This window comes from Arthrobacter sp. 05T442 (assembly GCF_056395945.1).
The window spans coordinates 42,608-57,401 of record NZ_JBFTKM010000017.1 but is presented as its reverse complement, the minus strand read 5'-3'; the positions used below and the strand labels follow the sequence as shown (position 1 = coordinate 57,401).

Sequence of the window (14,794 nt, the reverse complement as noted above, 5' to 3'; positions counted from 1 at the left end):
ACTACATCACGTAGAATGCTGTGGTGCGATCTCCCGAATCCCCCGTCCTGTCCATCAGCGGGCTCGTCAAGGATGTTGGTCCACTGTCCTCCCTCGACGGCAAGATGCTGCGGGTGGTCAGCGGGCTCTCCCTCGTTGCCGAACGCGGCCAGGTCACGGCCCTGCTGGGCGCCAACGGTGCCGGCAAGACCACCACCATCGAGTGCGCCCAAGGGCTGCAGAAGCGCACCGCGGGCAACATCAGCCTGCTGGGCCAGGATCCTGACACGGCCGGCGCCGGGCTGCGGGCACGCGTCGGTGTGATGCTGCAGGACGGCGGCCTGCCGCCGTCGGCCCGGCCGATTCCGCTCCTCCATCACATTGCCGGCATGTACCAGGACCCGTGGCCGGTCGACGAGCTGATCCGGCGCCTCGGCATTGACACGTTCAGCCGCACCAACGTCCGCCGCCTCTCCGGTGGCCAAAAGCAGCGCCTCGCCCTCGCCGCGGCCCTCGTCGGCAACCCCGAGGTACTCTTCCTCGATGAGCCGAGCGCCGGCCTGGACCCGCAATCCCGCCAGATGGTCTTCGAACTGATCTCCGAGCTCCGCGACCGCGGCATGGGAATCATCCTCACAACCCACCTGATGGACGACGCCCAGCGCCTGGCCGACTACATCTACATCATCGACGCCGGGCGCAACGTGGCCGAAGGCACCGTGGCACAGCTGCTGCAGCACGAGCTGGAGCCCGGCGGCGGCGAACAGCACGTCCGGACTCTCCTGTTCGAGGCCCCGCCAGGACTGGACCTGACCGGGGTACTCCCCGACGCCGTCGAGGTCCGGGAATCCAGGGCCGGCAGCTACTCCGCGACCGGCGCACTCACCCCCGCCGACCTGGCCGCCGTGGCAGCCTGGTGGGCTGCCCGCGGCATCATGCCCACGTCCATGAGCCTCGAGGCCCGCAGCCTCGAGGACGTTTTCCTGGACATCTCCGGAAGGGAGATCCGATGACCCCCGTTCCGGGCAACCGTGCCCTGGGCAGTGCCCCCGCCCCGCTGCTGCAGCGGATCCTCCTGCAGGGCAGGTACGAGACCGTCACCATGCTCCGCAACGGCGAACAGCTGATCCTCGCCGTGGTCCTTCCACTGCTGGCCATGGTGGGGCTGACCGTCACCCCTGTGCTTGACGGGCTCGGCTCCAGCCGGATCAACATCGCGGTTCCCGGCATTCTGGCCCTCTGCGCCATGTCCACGGCCTTCACCGGCCAGGGCATCGCCACGGGCTTCGACCGCAGGTACGGCGTGCTCCGCTTCCTCTCCACCACTCCGCTGGGCAGGACCGGGCTGATCGCCGGCAAAGTGCTCGCCGTCCTGGCCGTGCTGCTCCTGCAGGTCCTGGTCGTCACCGCCGTGGCCCTGATGCTCGGCTGGCAGCCCGACCCGCTCGGCTGGCTGCCGGGCCTGGCCTTGCTTGTCCTCGGTGCGGCCTCCTTCACCTCACTGGGTCTTCTCGTGGCCGGCACGGTCCGGCCGGAGGCGACGCTGGCCATCACCAACCTGCTGTGGATCCTGCTGGGGGCGCTTGGCGGCATCGTGATACCGGCCGAACGGCTGCCCGCCCTGGCGCAGGCCGTGGTGCATTTCCTGCCTTCAGGCGCGCTGGGTCAGGCACTGAGGGACGCGTTCCTGCATGGCAGCATCAACAGCGCTGCCGTGCTTGTCATGTTGCTCTGGACGGCGATTGCCGGCGGCGCAGCAACCCGTTGGTTCAAGTGGAATTGAGAAAAACTGTGAGTACGGCGTCACGCCCACCCCTCGCCTCCCGGATAACGTCCATGCTGCCCGTCGCCGTGGACAAGACGGTGAAACGGCTTGCCGTGTTGTCCCTGGTCGGCCAGATCGTCCTCGTGGTGACCGGCGGGGCCGTCCGCCTGACGTCCTCGGGCCTGGGCTGCCCGACATGGCCCCGCTGCACCGAAGGCTCCCTCGCGACCACGCCGGAAATGGGCTACCACGGCGTCATCGAATTCGGTAACCGGCTCCTGACGTTTGCACTGGCCGCGGTCGCCGTGATGATGCTGGTGTACCTGTGGAACCTGCGCAAGGAACGCCGCGACCTCTACCTCCTGGCTTTGGGGCTGCTCGCCAGCATCCCCGCGCAGGCCATCATCGGAGGCATCACCGTGCTCACGGGGCTCAACCCCTGGGTGGTCGGGCTGCACTTCCTGGTGTCCATGGCCCTCGTGGTCCTCGCGACCCTGCTCGTCAACCGGGCCTTCGGCCGGACCGGCAGGGCCCGGCACCAGTCCGTGCCCGCATCGCCGCTTCCCGCATCGTCCCTTCCGGCGCTGCCGGGTGCCGCGCGTCCGGTGATGCTCGCCGTCGCCATCTTCTCCGCCGTCGCGGTCTGCCTGGGCGTGGCCGTGACCGGGGCCGGCCCGCACGCCGGCGACGCCAACGCACCGCGGAACGGCCTGGACTGGGACCTGATCTCGCACGCCCACGCCGTGCCGGCCTACCTCGTCACGGCAGGAGCGCTGTTCGGGCTGTTCCTGGTGTTCCGGGACCGGATTGGCGGCCCGTTCCGGAGCGGTGTGTTCCTGCTTCTTGGCGTCACCGTGCTGCAGGCCGTCATCGGCTTCACGCAGTACTACAACGGCATCCCTGCCCTCCTCGTGGGGGCACACATGCTGGGCGCCGCCCTGCTCATGTGCGCTGCCACCAACGCCGCCGACGTCGCCCGGTCCAGTCCCGTGAAATAGCCCGACTCTGTAGCCTGACTCTGTAGAGAGAAAGGTGCCCGCCGTGAACGCAATCATGGAAGGCCTGCTGAACATCAGTCCCGCGCTGGCTTTCACCATCGTGGGGTGCCTGGTTTTCGCTGAGGACGCGGTGTTCATCGGGTTCGTGTTCCCGGGCGAGACCGCCGCGGTACTGGGAGGCGTTGTCGCCAGCCGCGGCGAGGTGCCGCTGTGGGGCATGGTTGCGGTCGTTGTGCTGGCCGCGGTGGCCGGCGACACGGTCGGCTACGAGCTCGGAAAGCACCTCGGTCCCAGGTTGCTGGATTCCGGGGTCATGAAGAACCGGCGCGCCGCCCTGGCCAAGGCCCAGGAGTTCCTGCGCCGGCGCGGCGGCTCGGCCGTCTTCCTCGGCCGCTTCGTGGCGTTCTTCCGGGCCGTCATGCCGGCCCTGGCCGGGACCTCGCGGATGCACTACCCGCGCTTCCTGGCCTTCAATGCAGCCGGGGGCCTCGTCTGGGGTGCCGGCTTCGTCCTGCTGGGCTTCTTTGCGGGCAATTCCTATGAAGCCGTCGCCAAGGCTGCCGGCCGGGACATCACGGCAGCTGTCCTGGTGCTCGGCGTGCTCGCCCTGATCATCTGGCGTATCCGCCGTGCCCGCGTCAACCGCCGGCAGTCGGCGGAGCCTTCAGATCCCCCTTCAGAGCCGAAGGGCCATGCGGAGCCGGGGGTCACAGGCGGCCCCGGGAACCCGGGGGGTACTAACGGCCCATGACGGCCGGGCCCACGAACGGGTCGATGGCCAGGGCGATGAACAGCAGGGTGAGGTAGCTGATGGAGCCGTGGAAGACCTTCATCGCGCCCTTGTTGGAGACGTCGCCGCCCTGTGCGCGGGTGTGCAGCGCATGGGACTCGTAAAGGAACCAGGCTCCGGCGACAACGGCCGTGACCGTGTAGACCCAGCCCGCTCCGCCGGCCGGGACCATCAGCAGGGAACACGCCACCATGGCCCACGCGTACAGGACAACCTGCACTGAGACGACCTTGGCGCCGGCGATGGCGCCGAGCATCGGCACGTTGGCGTTGCGGTAGTCCTCGCCGTAGCGCATGGAGAGCGGCCAGTAGTGCGGCGGGGTCCAGAGGAAGATCACCATGAAGAGCACGACGGCGGGCCACTGCACCGTGTTGGTCACGGCGGCCCAGGCGATGAGTACCGGGAAGCAGCCGGCAGCGCCGCCCCAGACGATGTTCTGAGCGGTGCGGCGCTTGAGGATCATGGTGTAGATGACCACGTAGAAGACAATGGCGCCGAGACCGAGCCAGGCCGAGAGCGGGTTCGCGCCGAACCAGAGGATCGCCAGCGCCGCCGCCCCAAGAAGCCAGGAGAAGACGAGCGCTTCCCGGGGGGTGACCTCGCCTGTGACCAGCGGCCGGTTCTCCGTGCGGTGCATGAGTTTGTCGATGTCGCGGTCGATGTAGCAATTGAACGCGCCCGCGCTGCCGGCCGCGAAGGCTCCGCCGACAAGAGTCGCCAGGATCAGGCCGATCGAGGGGAACCCGCGCTGTGCGTAGATCATGGTCGGGAGCGTGCTGACCAGCAGGAGCTCGATGACGCGGGGCTTCGTGAGAGCCAGGTAGGCCTTGGCTTTGCGGGCGAAGCCGGTCCGTCCCCGGGCCGGGGAGGCGTTCAGCGGCGTATCTGTTGTGCTCACGGTGGCAGTCACTCTGTTCTGTCTGGCTGTTCAGTCCGGCTGGGAATTCGCACCACCGGTAGCGTAAGGAAACGGTCCACGCCCGGGACACGCGCGTGTCCCCGCCCCCGGTGGAAGCCACGTCCCATCATACCGTGGTGCCGCAGGCGCGGACGTCCCGGGAACGGCGCTGTGGCGCACGCCATGATTCCGGCACGTTAACGCGTGCTCACCGCCGCTCCCGTGCGTGGTGATTCATATAAGCCGAAATGCGGTCCAATTGGTGAGATATACGCTGCCCGCCCAGTGGAATAGGGCTAAGCTGTCTGCAGATCAGCGCACACGGGCGATTGCGCAAAAAGGCGTTTCCCGCATCTGTTGATGCGTCTGAATGATAGATCAACGTTTCGATGGTGAACGGCTGGTACGAACCGCAGCGGGCACCGAACTGTGCCCGGGACCGGACCGACCGTACCGCCGGCCGTCAGCACAGAGAGGGGCCCGGTTTTCGTGCCACATTTGGAAGAGCAAGAACTGTCATGGACCAGCTTGGACCAGCGCGCCGTGGACACTGTCCGCGTGCTGGCCGCCGATGCGGTGGAGAAGGTCGGTAACGGCCACCCCGGCACGGCGATGAGCCTGGCCCCGGCCGCGTACCTTCTTTTCCAGAAGCTGATGCGGCACGATCCGAAGCATCCGGACTGGCTGGGCCGGGACCGGTTCGTCCTCTCCCCTGGCCACACCTCCTTGACCCTGTACATCCAGCTTTTCCTCTCCGGTTACGGACTGGAGCTCAAAGACCTGCAGGCGCTGCGGACCTGGGGATCGCTGACCCCGGGCCACCCTGAGTACAAGCACACCTCCGGTGTGGAGATCACCACCGGCCCGCTGGGCCAGGGCCTGGCCTCCGCGGTCGGCTTCGCCTACTCCCAGCGGCGCCAGCGTGGCCTGTTCGACGCCGACGCCGCCCCGGGCACCAGCCCCTTCGACCACACCATCTGGGTGATCGCCTCCGACGGCGACATGCAGGAGGGCGTGACGTCCGAGGCGTCCTCGCTGGCCGGCCACCAGGAGCTCGGCAACCTCGTCGTGATCTACGACGAGAACCACATCTCCATCGAGGACGACACCGACGTCGCCTTCACCGAGGACGTCCTGAAGCGCTACGAGGCCTACGGCTGGCACGTCCAGCGCGTGGACTGGACCAGGACCGGCGAATACGTCGAAGACGTCCCGGAGCTCTACGCCGCCCTCCGCGCGGCGAAGGCCGAGACCGGCAAGCCCTCCATCATTTCGCTGCGGACCATCATCGGATACCCGGCCCCGAAAAAGCAGAACACCGGCAAGATCCATGGCTCGGCCCTGGGCGCGGAGGAAGTCGCGGGGCTGAAGAGGGTCCTCGGCTTCGACCCGGAGCGTTCCTTCCAGGTCGACGAGGACGTCCTTGCCCACACCCGTGAGGCCGGGGACCGCGGTGCCGCCGTGCGCCGGGACTGGCAGGGGGCCTTTGAGGCCTGGCAGGCCGGCAACCCGGAGGCCGCGGCGCTGCTGGAACGCGTCGAGGCCCGCAAGCTGCCGGCCGAGTTCGACGCCGCACTGCCGGTGTTTGAAGCCGGCAGGGATGTCTCCACCCGCGCCGCGTCCGGCAAGGTACTGAACGCGATCGGTCCGGTCATGCCGGAACTGTGGGGCGGTTCGGCCGACCTTGCCGAATCGAACAACACCACGATCGAGGGGTCGCCGTCGTTCATTCCGGCGTCCCGGCAGACTGAGGCGTGGAAGGGCAACCCCTACGGCCGGGTCCTGCACTTCGGTATCCGCGAGCACGCCGCGGCCTCCATCGTCAACGGCATCTCCCTGCACGGTGCGACCCGCGCGTTCTCCGGCACCTTCCTGATCTTCAGCGACTACCAGCGCCCCGCGATCCGCCTCGGTGCCCTGATGGGCGTCCCGTCGCTGTACGTGTGGACCCACGACTCCATCGGACTGGGCGAGGACGGCCCCACGCACCAGCCCGTCGAGCAGCTGGCTTCGTTGCGTGCCGTCCCGGGCCTGGACGTCGTCCGCCCGGGCGACGCCAACGAGGTCGCCGCAGCATGGAAGAGCATGCTGGAGAACCACGCGAACCCTGCCGGGATCGTCCTGACCCGCCAGAACATCCCCACCTGGGCCCGGGGCGGGGGCGACGCCGAGGGCGACACCTTCGGTTCCACCGCCGGCGTCGCGAAGGGCGGCTACGTCCTGGCCGAGGCTTCCCGGGACGGCGCCACCGCCCCCGCCGAGGTCATCCTCATCGGCACCGGCTCCGAGGTCCAGCTGGCCGTCCAGGCCCGCGAGGCCCTCCAGGCCGAGGGAATCCCCACCCGCGTGGTGTCCATGCCGTGCGTGGAGTGGTTCAACCGCCAGGACGCCGCTTACCGCGAGGCCGTCCTGCCCGCCGCCGTCAAGGCCCGTGTCTCCGTGGAGGCCGGCCTCGCCCTCGGCTGGAAGGACTTCGTCGGCGACGCCGGCCGCAGCATCTCGCTCGAGCACTTCGGTGCCTCCGCGGACTACAAGAGGCTCTTCCAGGAATTCGGCATCACCGCGGAAGCAGTCGCCGCGGCAGCCAAGGAATCCCTCGCCGGCCTCACGGCCTGACCCGCACCTGCCCTGTTTCAAGGACCCAGATTTCCAGGAGTTATCCCATGAACACCACCCCCACCCAGCAGTTGTCCGACGCCGGCGTCTCCATCTGGCTCGATGATCTCTCCCGCGGACGCCTCGCCACCGGCACGCTGCGCAAGCTCATCGAAGAGAAGAATGTCGTGGGCGTCACCACGAACCCCAGCATCTTCCACGCCGCCATCACCACCGGCCACGACTACGACGCCAAGATCAAGGAAATGGCCGCAGCCGGCGCCAGTGTCGAGGCGACCGTCTTCGCGATCACCACGACCGACGTCGCCGATGCCTGCGATCTCTTCGCCCCCGTGGCTGCGGCCACGAAGGGCGTCGACGGCCGTGTGTCCATCGAGGTGGACCCCCGCCTCGCCTGGGACACCGCCGGGACGATCACCGAAGCCAAGGAACTTTACGGCCAGGTCAACAAGGACAATGTCCTGATCAAGATCCCGGCCACCGTCGAAGGACTGGAAGCCATCACCGCCACCCTGGCGGCCGGCATCAGCGTCAACGTGACACTGATCTTCTCCCTCGAGCGGTACCGCGCCGTCATCAACGCGTTCCAGTCCGGCCTGGAGCAGGCCAAGGAAAACGGCCACGACCTCTCCACGATCCACTCGGTGGCATCCTTCTTCGTCTCCCGCGTGGACACCGAGATCGACAAGCGCCTTGACGCGATCGGTACCGACGAGGCCCGGGCACTCAAAGGCAAGGCTGGTGTGGCCAACGCCCGCCTTGCCTACCAGGTCTACGAGGAGCTTTTCTCCACCGAGCGCTGGGGGCTTCTGGCTGACGCCGGCGCGCTCCCCCAGCGTCCGCTCTGGGCGTCCACCGGCGTCAAGGACCCGGCATACCCGGACACCCTGTACGTCACCGAGCTCGTCGCCCCCGGCGTCGTGAACACCATGCCGGAAAAGACGCTCGACGCGACCTTCGACCACGGCACTGTCACGGGCAACACGATCTCCCGCGGCTACGACGACGCCAACGCCACGCTCAACGCGCTCGATGCCCTCGGCATCTCCTACAACGACGTTGTCGCGGCGCTCGAGTCCGAAGGCCTCGACAAGTTCGTGGCAAGCTGGAAGGAACTGCTGGCCGACGTCGAGGTGGCCCTCGCCGCTGCACGGAAGGACGCCTAGCCCACATGACCACTCTCAGCTACGACGCCACGGGCGGTGCCCGCCAGGCCCACGAACAGCACCTGCCCGCACTGCTCGAGGACCGGGTCGCCACCCGGATCTTCGCCAAGGACGCGACCCTGTGGGGTCCCGATGCCGAGTCCGAGGCCTCCGTCCGGCTCGGCTGGGTCGAGGCGGCCACCGTCTCCCAGCCGCTCGTGGCGGACATCCTGGCACTCCGCGACGCCCTCCGGTCCGAGGGTGTTAACCGGATCGTCCTGTGCGGCATGGGGGGTTCCTCGCTGGCCCCTGAAGTCATTGCCGGAACCGCCGGCGTCGAGCTGACCGTGCTGGACAGCACCGACCCGGAGCAGGTTGCCGCCGCGCTGGCGGACCGCCTCGCTGAGACGGCAATCGTGGTGTCCTCCAAATCCGGTTCCACACTGGAGACGGATTCGCAGCGCCGGATCTTTGAGCACGCCTTCACCGAGGCGGGCCTCGACGCCAAGAGCCGGATCATCATCGTCACCGACCCGGGCTCGCCGCTGGACAAGGCCTCCCGCGAGGCCGGCTACCGGGCTGTCTTCAACGCGGACCCGAACGTCGGCGGGCGCTACTCGGCGCTCACGGCGTTCGGCCTCGTTCCCTGCGGCCTTGCCGGAGTGGACATCCAGGCGTTCCTGGACGAAGCCGAGGAAGCCGCCGAGGTCCTCAACGAGGACTCGGAGGACAATATCGGCCTTGCCCTCGGCACCGCACTGGGCGGGACAAGCCCGCTGCGCAATAAGATCGTGATCGCCGAGGACGGCTCCGGAATCGTGGGCTTCGCGGATTGGGCGGAACAACTCATCGCTGAATCCACGGGCAAGCTCGGCACAGGCGTTCTGCCGGTTGTCGCCGGCCCCGCCTCGCCGGAGGCCACCCTCGGCGCTCCCGATGTCCTGGTCATCCGGCTCGTCGCGGCGGATGCGGATGTCGTACTCGCTGAAAACGAGGTTGCGATCGCCGGCGGCCTGCCCACCCAGATGATGGCGTGGGAATTCGCCACCGCCGTGGCCGGCCGCCTGCTGGGCATCAACCCCTTTGACCAGCCCGACGTCGAAGCCGCCAAGGTCGCCGCCCGCGGACTGCTGGATGCGCAGCCGGAACCGACGCCGGCGAGCTTCACCGACGGCGCCATCGAGGTCCGCGGCGGCGAGTGGCTCGGCCGTGCGGCTACGGCGGCGGAAGCCGTCAGCGCACTCCTCGCGGAACTCGGTGCGGACGGCTACCTCAGCGTCCAGGCCTACTTCGACCGCCTGGCCTATGCGCCGCTGGAAGGGGTCAGGGACCAGCTGGCCGCGATCAGCTCCCGCCCCGTCACGTTCGGCTGGGGACCGCGCTTCCTGCACTCCACCGGCCAGTTCCACAAGGGCGGCCCGGCAATTGGCGTGTTCCTCCAGGTCACGGCGGCGTCCGCGACCGATCTTGCCATCCCGGACCGGCCTTTCACCTTCGGTGAGCTGATCTCGGCGCAGGCGGCCGGGGACGCGCAGGTCCTTTCCGAACACGGCCGGCCGGTCCTCCGGCTGCACCTCACCGACCGCGCAGCGGGTGTCCGGCAACTGCAGGACCTCGTCGCGTCACTGGCCGGCAAGGCCGCACTCTCCACTGAAAGCTAAGGCACCCACGCAACCATGCCAGAAACCTACATCGGCGGCAGGAGTCCTGCGGGCCGGGGGCGCAATCCGCTCCGGGACCCCCGCGACCGCCGCCTGAACCGTATTGCCGGGCCGTCCTCCCTGGTCCTCTTCGGCGTGACCGGGGATCTCGCCCGCAAGAAGCTCATGCCGGCCGTGTACGACCTCGCCAACCGCGGGCTGCTGCCGCCAAGCTTCGCCCTCGTGGGCTTCGCCCGGCGGCAGTGGGAGAACGAGGACTTCGCCGCCGAGGTGAAGGAGTCCGTGAAGGCCTACGCCCGCACCCCGTTTGATGAAACGGTGTGGAAGCAGCTTTCCGAGGGCATCCGCTTCGTGCAGGGCGAGTTCGACGACGACGAGGCGTTCAAGCGCCTCAGCGACACGATCGACGAGCTCGACGAGCAGCGCGGGACGCGGGGAAACCACGCGTTCTACCTGTCCATCCCGCCGAAAGCGTTTGAGCAGGTCTGCCGCCAGCTCTCCAAGCACGGCCTGGCCCAGGCCGAGGGCGACAAGTGGCGCCGGGTGGTCATTGAAAAGCCGTTCGGGCACGACCTCGAATCGGCCCGCCAGCTCAACGACATCGTCGAGTCGGTCTTCCCGCCGGACGCGGTCTTCAGGATCGACCACTACCTCGGCAAGGAGACGGTGCAGAACATCCTGGCGCTGCGCTTCGCGAACCAGCTGTTCGAGCCGCTCTGGAACGCGAACTACGTGGACCATGTCCAGATCACCATGGCGGAGGACATCGGCACCGGCGGCCGGGCAGGCTACTACGACGGCGTCGGCGCGGCCCGCGATGTCATCCAGAACCACCTCCTGCAGCTGCTGGCGCTGACCGCCATGGAGGAGCCGATTTCCTTCAACGCGGACGACCTCCGTGCCGAGAAGGAAAAGGTCCTGGCGGCCGTGCGGTTGCCGGAGGACCTTTCCACCCACTCCGCGCGCGGCCAGTTCACCGGCGGCTGGCAGGGCGGCGAGGAGGTCCTCGGCTACCTTGACGAGGACGGCATCCCGGCCGATTCCAAGACCGAGACGTTCGCGGCGATCCGGGTGGACATCAACACCCGGCGCTGGTCCGGTGTGCCGTTCTACCTGCGGGCCGGCAAACGGCTGGGGCGCAGGGTGACCGAAATCGCCGTAGTGCTTAAGCGCGCGCCGAACCTGCTCTTTACGGACCACGGCGAGGACGACTTCGGCCAGAACGCGGTGGTTATCCGCGTCCAGCCCGATGAAGGCGCCACCATCCGGTTCGGCTCCAAGGTCCCTGGCACGCAGATGGAAGTCCGTGATGTCACCATGGACTTCGGCTACGGCCACTCCTTCACGGAGTCCAGCCCCGAAGCCTACGAGCGGCTCATACTTGACGTGCTGCTGGGAGAACCGCCGCTGTTCCCCCGACATCAGGAAGTGGAGCTGTCCTGGAAGATCCTGGATCCGTTCGAGGACTACTGGGCCGGCCTCGACGAGCAGCCGGAGCCCTACGCGCCCGGCAGCTGGGGCCCCGCCTCGGCCGACGAGCTGCTCGCCCGCGACGGACGAACCTGGAGAAGGCCATGATCGTAGATCTTCCTGACACAACAACTTCCAAGATTTCCAAGAAGATCATGGCCCTGCGTGAGCAGGGCGGTGTGATCGCCCTGGGCCGGGTGCTGACCCTCGTGGTCGTCACCCGGTCCGGGCTCGAGGAGGAGGCCATTGAGGCGGCCAACGAGGCCAGCCGGGAACACCCGTGCCGCATCATCGTCCTCGCCGACGCCGGGTCTTCGGCGCCGACGCGCCTCGACGCCCAGATCAGGGTCGGCGGCGACGCCGGGGCGTCCGAAGTGATCCTGCTCCGCGGCTATGGCGAGCTGGCGGAGGAAAGCGAGTCCCTCGTGGCTGCCCTGCTGCTGCCGGACGCGCCGATCGTGGCGTGGTGGCCGCACGGTGCCCCGAAGAACGCCTGCCAGACGTCGATCGGGCGGATCGCGCACCGGCGCATCACGGACTCGGCCAACGAGGCGGACCCGGTGACGGCGCTGGAAAACATCCGCCGCACCTACAAAGCCGGCGACACCGACCTCGCCTGGACCCGCCTGACCAACTGGCGCATCCAGCTGGCCGCGGTCCTGGACCAGGTGGACGACTCCCCGGTGACGGCCGTCGCCGTCGAGGGCGCCTCGGACTCCCCCAGCACCATTCTGCTCGCAGCCTGGCTCACACTGGCGCTGGACGTTCCTGTGACCATCGTCGCGGACCCGGCCGGGACGGGGATCCGGCGCGTCCGCCTCGGCCGCACCGGCGGCGATATCCAGCTGTTCCGGCCCGGACTCACGGTGGCGGAGCTGACGCAGCCCGGCCAGCCCGCGCAGCGCATCTCCCTCCCGCGGCGCAGCCTCAAGGACTGCCTCGCCGAAGAACTGCGGCGCCTTGATCCGGACGAAGTCTTCGGAGAAGTGATTACTATTGGACTGCCACGTACCAACCTAAGGAGTGTCCGTCCCAGTGAGCGCTGACCCCAGAGTAAGCATCCATCCTGACTCGAATGTGCTCATGGCCGCGATCGCGGCACGGCTGATAACCAAGCTCGTGGATATCCAGGACCGGCACGGCGAGGCGACTGTGGTGCTTACCGGGGGGTCCATGGGGATCGGCTCGCTCAAGGCTGTGGCCGAGTCGCCGGCGGCGCCCGCCGTCGACTGGACCAAGGTCAACTTCTGGTGGGGCGATGAGCGCTTCGTGGCAGCTGACGACGCGGAGCGCAACGCCCGCCAGGCGGAGGATGCCCTCCTGTCACGCATCAGCGTTGATCCGGCCCGTGTGCATGTTCCCGGGTCTTCGGACGATTTCGAGACTCCTGAAGACGCAGCCGCGGACTACGCGCGCCGCCTGAGCGAGGCGGCCGCCGCCGAGCACGCCGCGGACATGTCCGATGACCGTCCGGAACATCCGGGACGCCTTCCCCGCCTGGATATCGTCCTGCTGGGTGTCGGACCGGACGCCCACATCGCGTCCCTGTTCCCCGAGCAGACCGGCATCCGCGAGAAGGAGCTGACGGTCGTGGGCGTCCGCAACTCCCCCAAGCCGCCGCCTGGGAGGGTGTCCCTCACGCTGCCGGCCATCAACACGGCAGCGGAAGTGTGGATGGTGGTGGCCGGTGAAGACAAAGCCGGCGCCGTGGGCCTGGCACTGGCCGGGGCCAACCCGGTACAGGTGCCGGCGGCAGGTCCGCGGGGGCGTCGCCGGACGCTGTGGCTGATCGACGAAAACGCGGCCTCACGCGTCCCGGAACAGCTAGTCCGGAAGGGCCCGTCGGGCGCGTAGGCGCTCCAGCGCTCCAGCGAGCACGTCTTCGGCGTCCTGGCTGGAGCGCCGCTCTTTAACGTATTCGAGGTGGGTCTTGAAGCCTTCGGCGGGGACGTCTTCGAGGGCGAATTTTGCCTCGTCCCGGGTAGCCGTGCCGCCGCACCGCCGGCAGTCCCAGACGCCCGGGATCTGGTCCTCGGGGAGCTGTGCGAAGACCAGGGCAGTTTCATGGCCTTTGGCACAAAGGTAGGACACACGAATACGGGGCTGGCGTACGCCAGCCCCGTCAAGCGGCTCGTGGCGGGGTGTTGCCCCTTCGGTCGCACCCACACGGATGCCCCTGAATCCGGAAGCAGAATGCAGCATCGGGAACTCCTGGCTACTCAGCTGGTGGAATGGTGCTTACCTTCAGCGACAGTGTAGTTCGCGGGTTCCCGATGCCGGCAGGGCCGCAAGGCCCCTTGCAAAGTTCCTGAAAAGAGGCGTCTAGGAACTGGCCCCGGTGCTGAACCGCATGAGGAGTCCGAGGGCGATGATGACGACCGCCCAGGTGACGCCCAGGATGATCGTGAACCGGTTGAGGTTCCGCTCGGCGACGCCCGAGGAGCTCAGGCCTGAGCTCATGCCGCCGCCGAACATGTCGGACAGCCCGCCGCCACGGCCTTTGTGGAGCAGGATGAGCAAAGTCAGCAGGAGGCTGGTGATGCCCAGGAGAACCTGCAGAATGACATGAAGAACGTCCACGACGGCCTTTCAGAAGATTTGGAATGCGGGGGCCACGCCTGTGTCCGGTCTAATCCGTCAGCAGGTGACTCTCGAACCTGACAATATTAGCAAACTCGACAGCATCCAGGCTGGCGCCGCCCACGAGCAGCCCGTCGACGTCGCGCTCCCTGAGGATTGACGCTGCGTTGTTCGCCTTGACCGAGCCGCCGTAGAGGAGCCGGGTCTTGGCCGCGACGTCCGCTCCGAAGAGGGTGGACAGCTCGGCGCGGATGGCCGCGCACATTTCCTGCGCGTCTTCCGGGCCTGCCACTTCACCGGTCCCGATCGCCCAGACGGGCTCGTACGCGACGACGAGGCCGGCGGCCTGCTCGGCAGTGAGGGCTTCGACGCCGGCCCGCAGCTGGGCGAGGGTGTGGTCCACGTGCGTTCCGGCCTGGCGGATTTCCAGGCCTTCGCCGACGCAGAGCACGGGGGTGATGCCGTGGCGGAAGGCGGCCTTGGTCTTGGCGTTGAGGACGTCGTCGGACTCGTTGTGGATGGTGCGGCGTTCACTGTGGCCGACCAGGACGTAGGTGCAGCCTAGCTTGGCGAGGAACTGTCCCGAGATATCGCCGGTGTACGCGCCGGAGTCGAACTGGGAGAGGTCCTGGCCGCCGTAGACGACCTTGAGCTCATCGCCCTGGACGAGGGTCTGGACGCCGCGGAGATCCGTGTACGGAGGGAAAACGGCCACCTCGGCGCGGCTGTAATCGTGCTTGGCGTCGGACAGGGTCCACGCGAGCTTCTGCAGAAGCGTGATGCCCTGGACATGGTCCATGTTCATCTTCCAGTTGCCTGCGATGAGGGGCGTGCGGTCGAAGGTGCCGTTGGTTGACGTTGTCACGTGATCTCCAGGAGAAGTGGTGCGGAT

The 14,794-nt window shown here is 68.0% G+C and carries 14 protein-coding genes; 10 read left to right on the top strand and 4 right to left on the bottom strand.

Features of this window, described 5'->3' with window-relative positions:
• Nucleotides 1-23: 23 nt before the first annotated feature.
• Genes AC1DES_RS15230 through AC1DES_RS15215 form a run of 4 tightly spaced genes read left to right on the top strand, consistent with a single transcriptional unit; the run spans nt 24 to nt 3,493 of the window.
• Nucleotides 24-992, top strand: a complete 969-nt coding sequence (locus AC1DES_RS15230) for an ABC transporter ATP-binding protein (protein WP_476896546.1) — start codon at nt 24-26, stop codon at nt 990-992.
• On the top strand, nt 989-1,762 hold the full coding sequence (locus tag AC1DES_RS15225; RefSeq protein WP_476896545.1) for an ABC transporter permease: 774 nt from the start codon (nt 989-991) through the stop codon (nt 1,760-1,762). The genes AC1DES_RS15230 and AC1DES_RS15225 overlap by 4 nt, the downstream gene beginning before the upstream one ends.
• Before the next feature lie 8 nt (nt 1,763-1,770).
• Nucleotides 1,771-2,742, top strand: coding sequence for a COX15/CtaA family protein (locus tag AC1DES_RS15220; protein WP_476896544.1), 972 nt, complete (start codon nt 1,771-1,773; stop codon nt 2,740-2,742).
• Nucleotides 2,743-2,785: 43 nt separating this feature from the next.
• A complete protein-coding gene (locus AC1DES_RS15215; protein ID WP_476896543.1) occupies nt 2,786-3,493 on the top strand; it encodes a DedA family protein in 708 nt (235 codons plus the stop codon).
• Here the strand turns inward: AC1DES_RS15215 and AC1DES_RS15210 are convergent.
• Nucleotides 3,480-4,442, bottom strand: a complete 963-nt coding sequence (locus tag AC1DES_RS15210; RefSeq protein WP_476896542.1) for a heme o synthase — start codon at nt 4,440-4,442, stop codon at nt 3,480-3,482. The two genes, AC1DES_RS15215 and AC1DES_RS15210, sit on opposite strands and share 14 nt — an antisense overlap.
• Before the next feature lie 486 nt (nt 4,443-4,928).
• Between AC1DES_RS15210 and tkt the strand changes: the two genes are divergently transcribed.
• The 6 genes from tkt to pgl are packed head-to-tail and all read left to right on the top strand — an operon-like array spanning nt 4,929 to nt 13,176.
• Nucleotides 4,929-7,046, top strand: coding sequence for a transketolase (gene tkt, locus AC1DES_RS15205; protein WP_476896541.1), 2,118 nt, complete (start codon nt 4,929-4,931; stop codon nt 7,044-7,046).
• A 47-nt stretch (nt 7,047-7,093) separates the two neighbouring features.
• Entirely contained in the window at nt 7,094-8,212 is a 1,119-nt protein-coding gene (gene tal, locus AC1DES_RS15200) for a transaldolase (RefSeq protein ID WP_476896540.1), read from the top strand.
• 5 nt (nt 8,213-8,217) lie between these two features.
• Nucleotides 8,218-9,852: a glucose-6-phosphate isomerase gene (locus AC1DES_RS15195; RefSeq protein ID WP_476896539.1), complete on the top strand. Its 1,635-nt coding sequence runs from the start codon at nt 8,218-8,220 to the stop codon at nt 9,850-9,852.
• A 15-nt stretch (nt 9,853-9,867) separates the two neighbouring features.
• Entirely contained in the window at nt 9,868-11,430 is a 1,563-nt protein-coding gene (gene zwf, locus AC1DES_RS15190; RefSeq protein WP_476896538.1) for a glucose-6-phosphate dehydrogenase, read from the top strand.
• Nucleotides 11,427-12,368 carry a glucose-6-phosphate dehydrogenase assembly protein OpcA gene (locus AC1DES_RS15185; protein ID WP_476896537.1) on the top strand — a complete coding sequence of 314 codons (942 nt, stop codon included), beginning with the start codon at nt 11,427-11,429 and terminating at the stop codon, nt 12,366-12,368. Before zwf ends, AC1DES_RS15185 begins: the two co-directional genes overlap by 4 nt.
• Entirely contained in the window at nt 12,358-13,176 is an 819-nt protein-coding gene (gene pgl / locus AC1DES_RS15180) for a 6-phosphogluconolactonase (RefSeq protein WP_476896536.1), read from the top strand. The genes AC1DES_RS15185 and pgl overlap by 11 nt, the downstream gene beginning before the upstream one ends.
• On the opposite strand, the gene AC1DES_RS15175 is transcribed toward pgl, so the two are convergent.
• The 3 genes from AC1DES_RS15175 to tpiA all read right to left on the bottom strand — a co-directional run bounded on the left by AC1DES_RS15175 (nt 13,147) and on the right by tpiA (nt 14,767).
• Complete coding sequence (locus AC1DES_RS15175) at nt 13,147-13,524, bottom strand: RNA polymerase-binding protein RbpA (protein ID WP_476896535.1); 378 nt, start codon at nt 13,522-13,524, stop codon at nt 13,147-13,149. The two genes, pgl and AC1DES_RS15175, sit on opposite strands and share 30 nt — an antisense overlap.
• Before the next feature lie 120 nt (nt 13,525-13,644).
• Nucleotides 13,645-13,902 (bottom strand): preprotein translocase subunit SecG, encoded by a 258-nt coding sequence (gene secG, locus AC1DES_RS15170; protein ID WP_476896534.1) that lies wholly within the window; start codon nt 13,900-13,902, stop codon nt 13,645-13,647.
• A 49-nt stretch (nt 13,903-13,951) separates the two neighbouring features.
• Complete coding sequence (tpiA, locus tag AC1DES_RS15165; protein ID WP_476896533.1) at nt 13,952-14,767, bottom strand: triose-phosphate isomerase; 816 nt, start codon at nt 14,765-14,767, stop codon at nt 13,952-13,954.
• Between the last annotated feature and the right edge of the window lie 27 nt (nt 14,768-14,794).

Bases quoted from the DNA above. Each gene is read 5' to 3' on its own strand.
- AC1DES_RS15185 (WP_476896537.1), top strand. From the start codon at position 11,427: ATGATCGTAGATCTTCCTGACACAACAACTTCCAAGATTTCCAAGAAG.
- AC1DES_RS15175 (WP_476896535.1), bottom strand. From the start codon at position 13,524: ATGCTGCATTCTGCTTCCGGATTCAGGGGCATCCGTGTGGGTGCGACC.
- tal (WP_476896540.1), top strand. From the start codon at position 7,094: ATGAACACCACCCCCACCCAGCAGTTGTCCGACGCCGGCGTCTCCATC.
- AC1DES_RS15195 (WP_476896539.1), top strand. From the start codon at position 8,218: ATGACCACTCTCAGCTACGACGCCACGGGCGGTGCCCGCCAGGCCCAC.
- zwf (WP_476896538.1), top strand. From the start codon at position 9,868: ATGCCAGAAACCTACATCGGCGGCAGGAGTCCTGCGGGCCGGGGGCGC.
- AC1DES_RS15225 (WP_476896545.1), top strand. From the start codon at position 989: ATGACCCCCGTTCCGGGCAACCGTGCCCTGGGCAGTGCCCCCGCCCCG.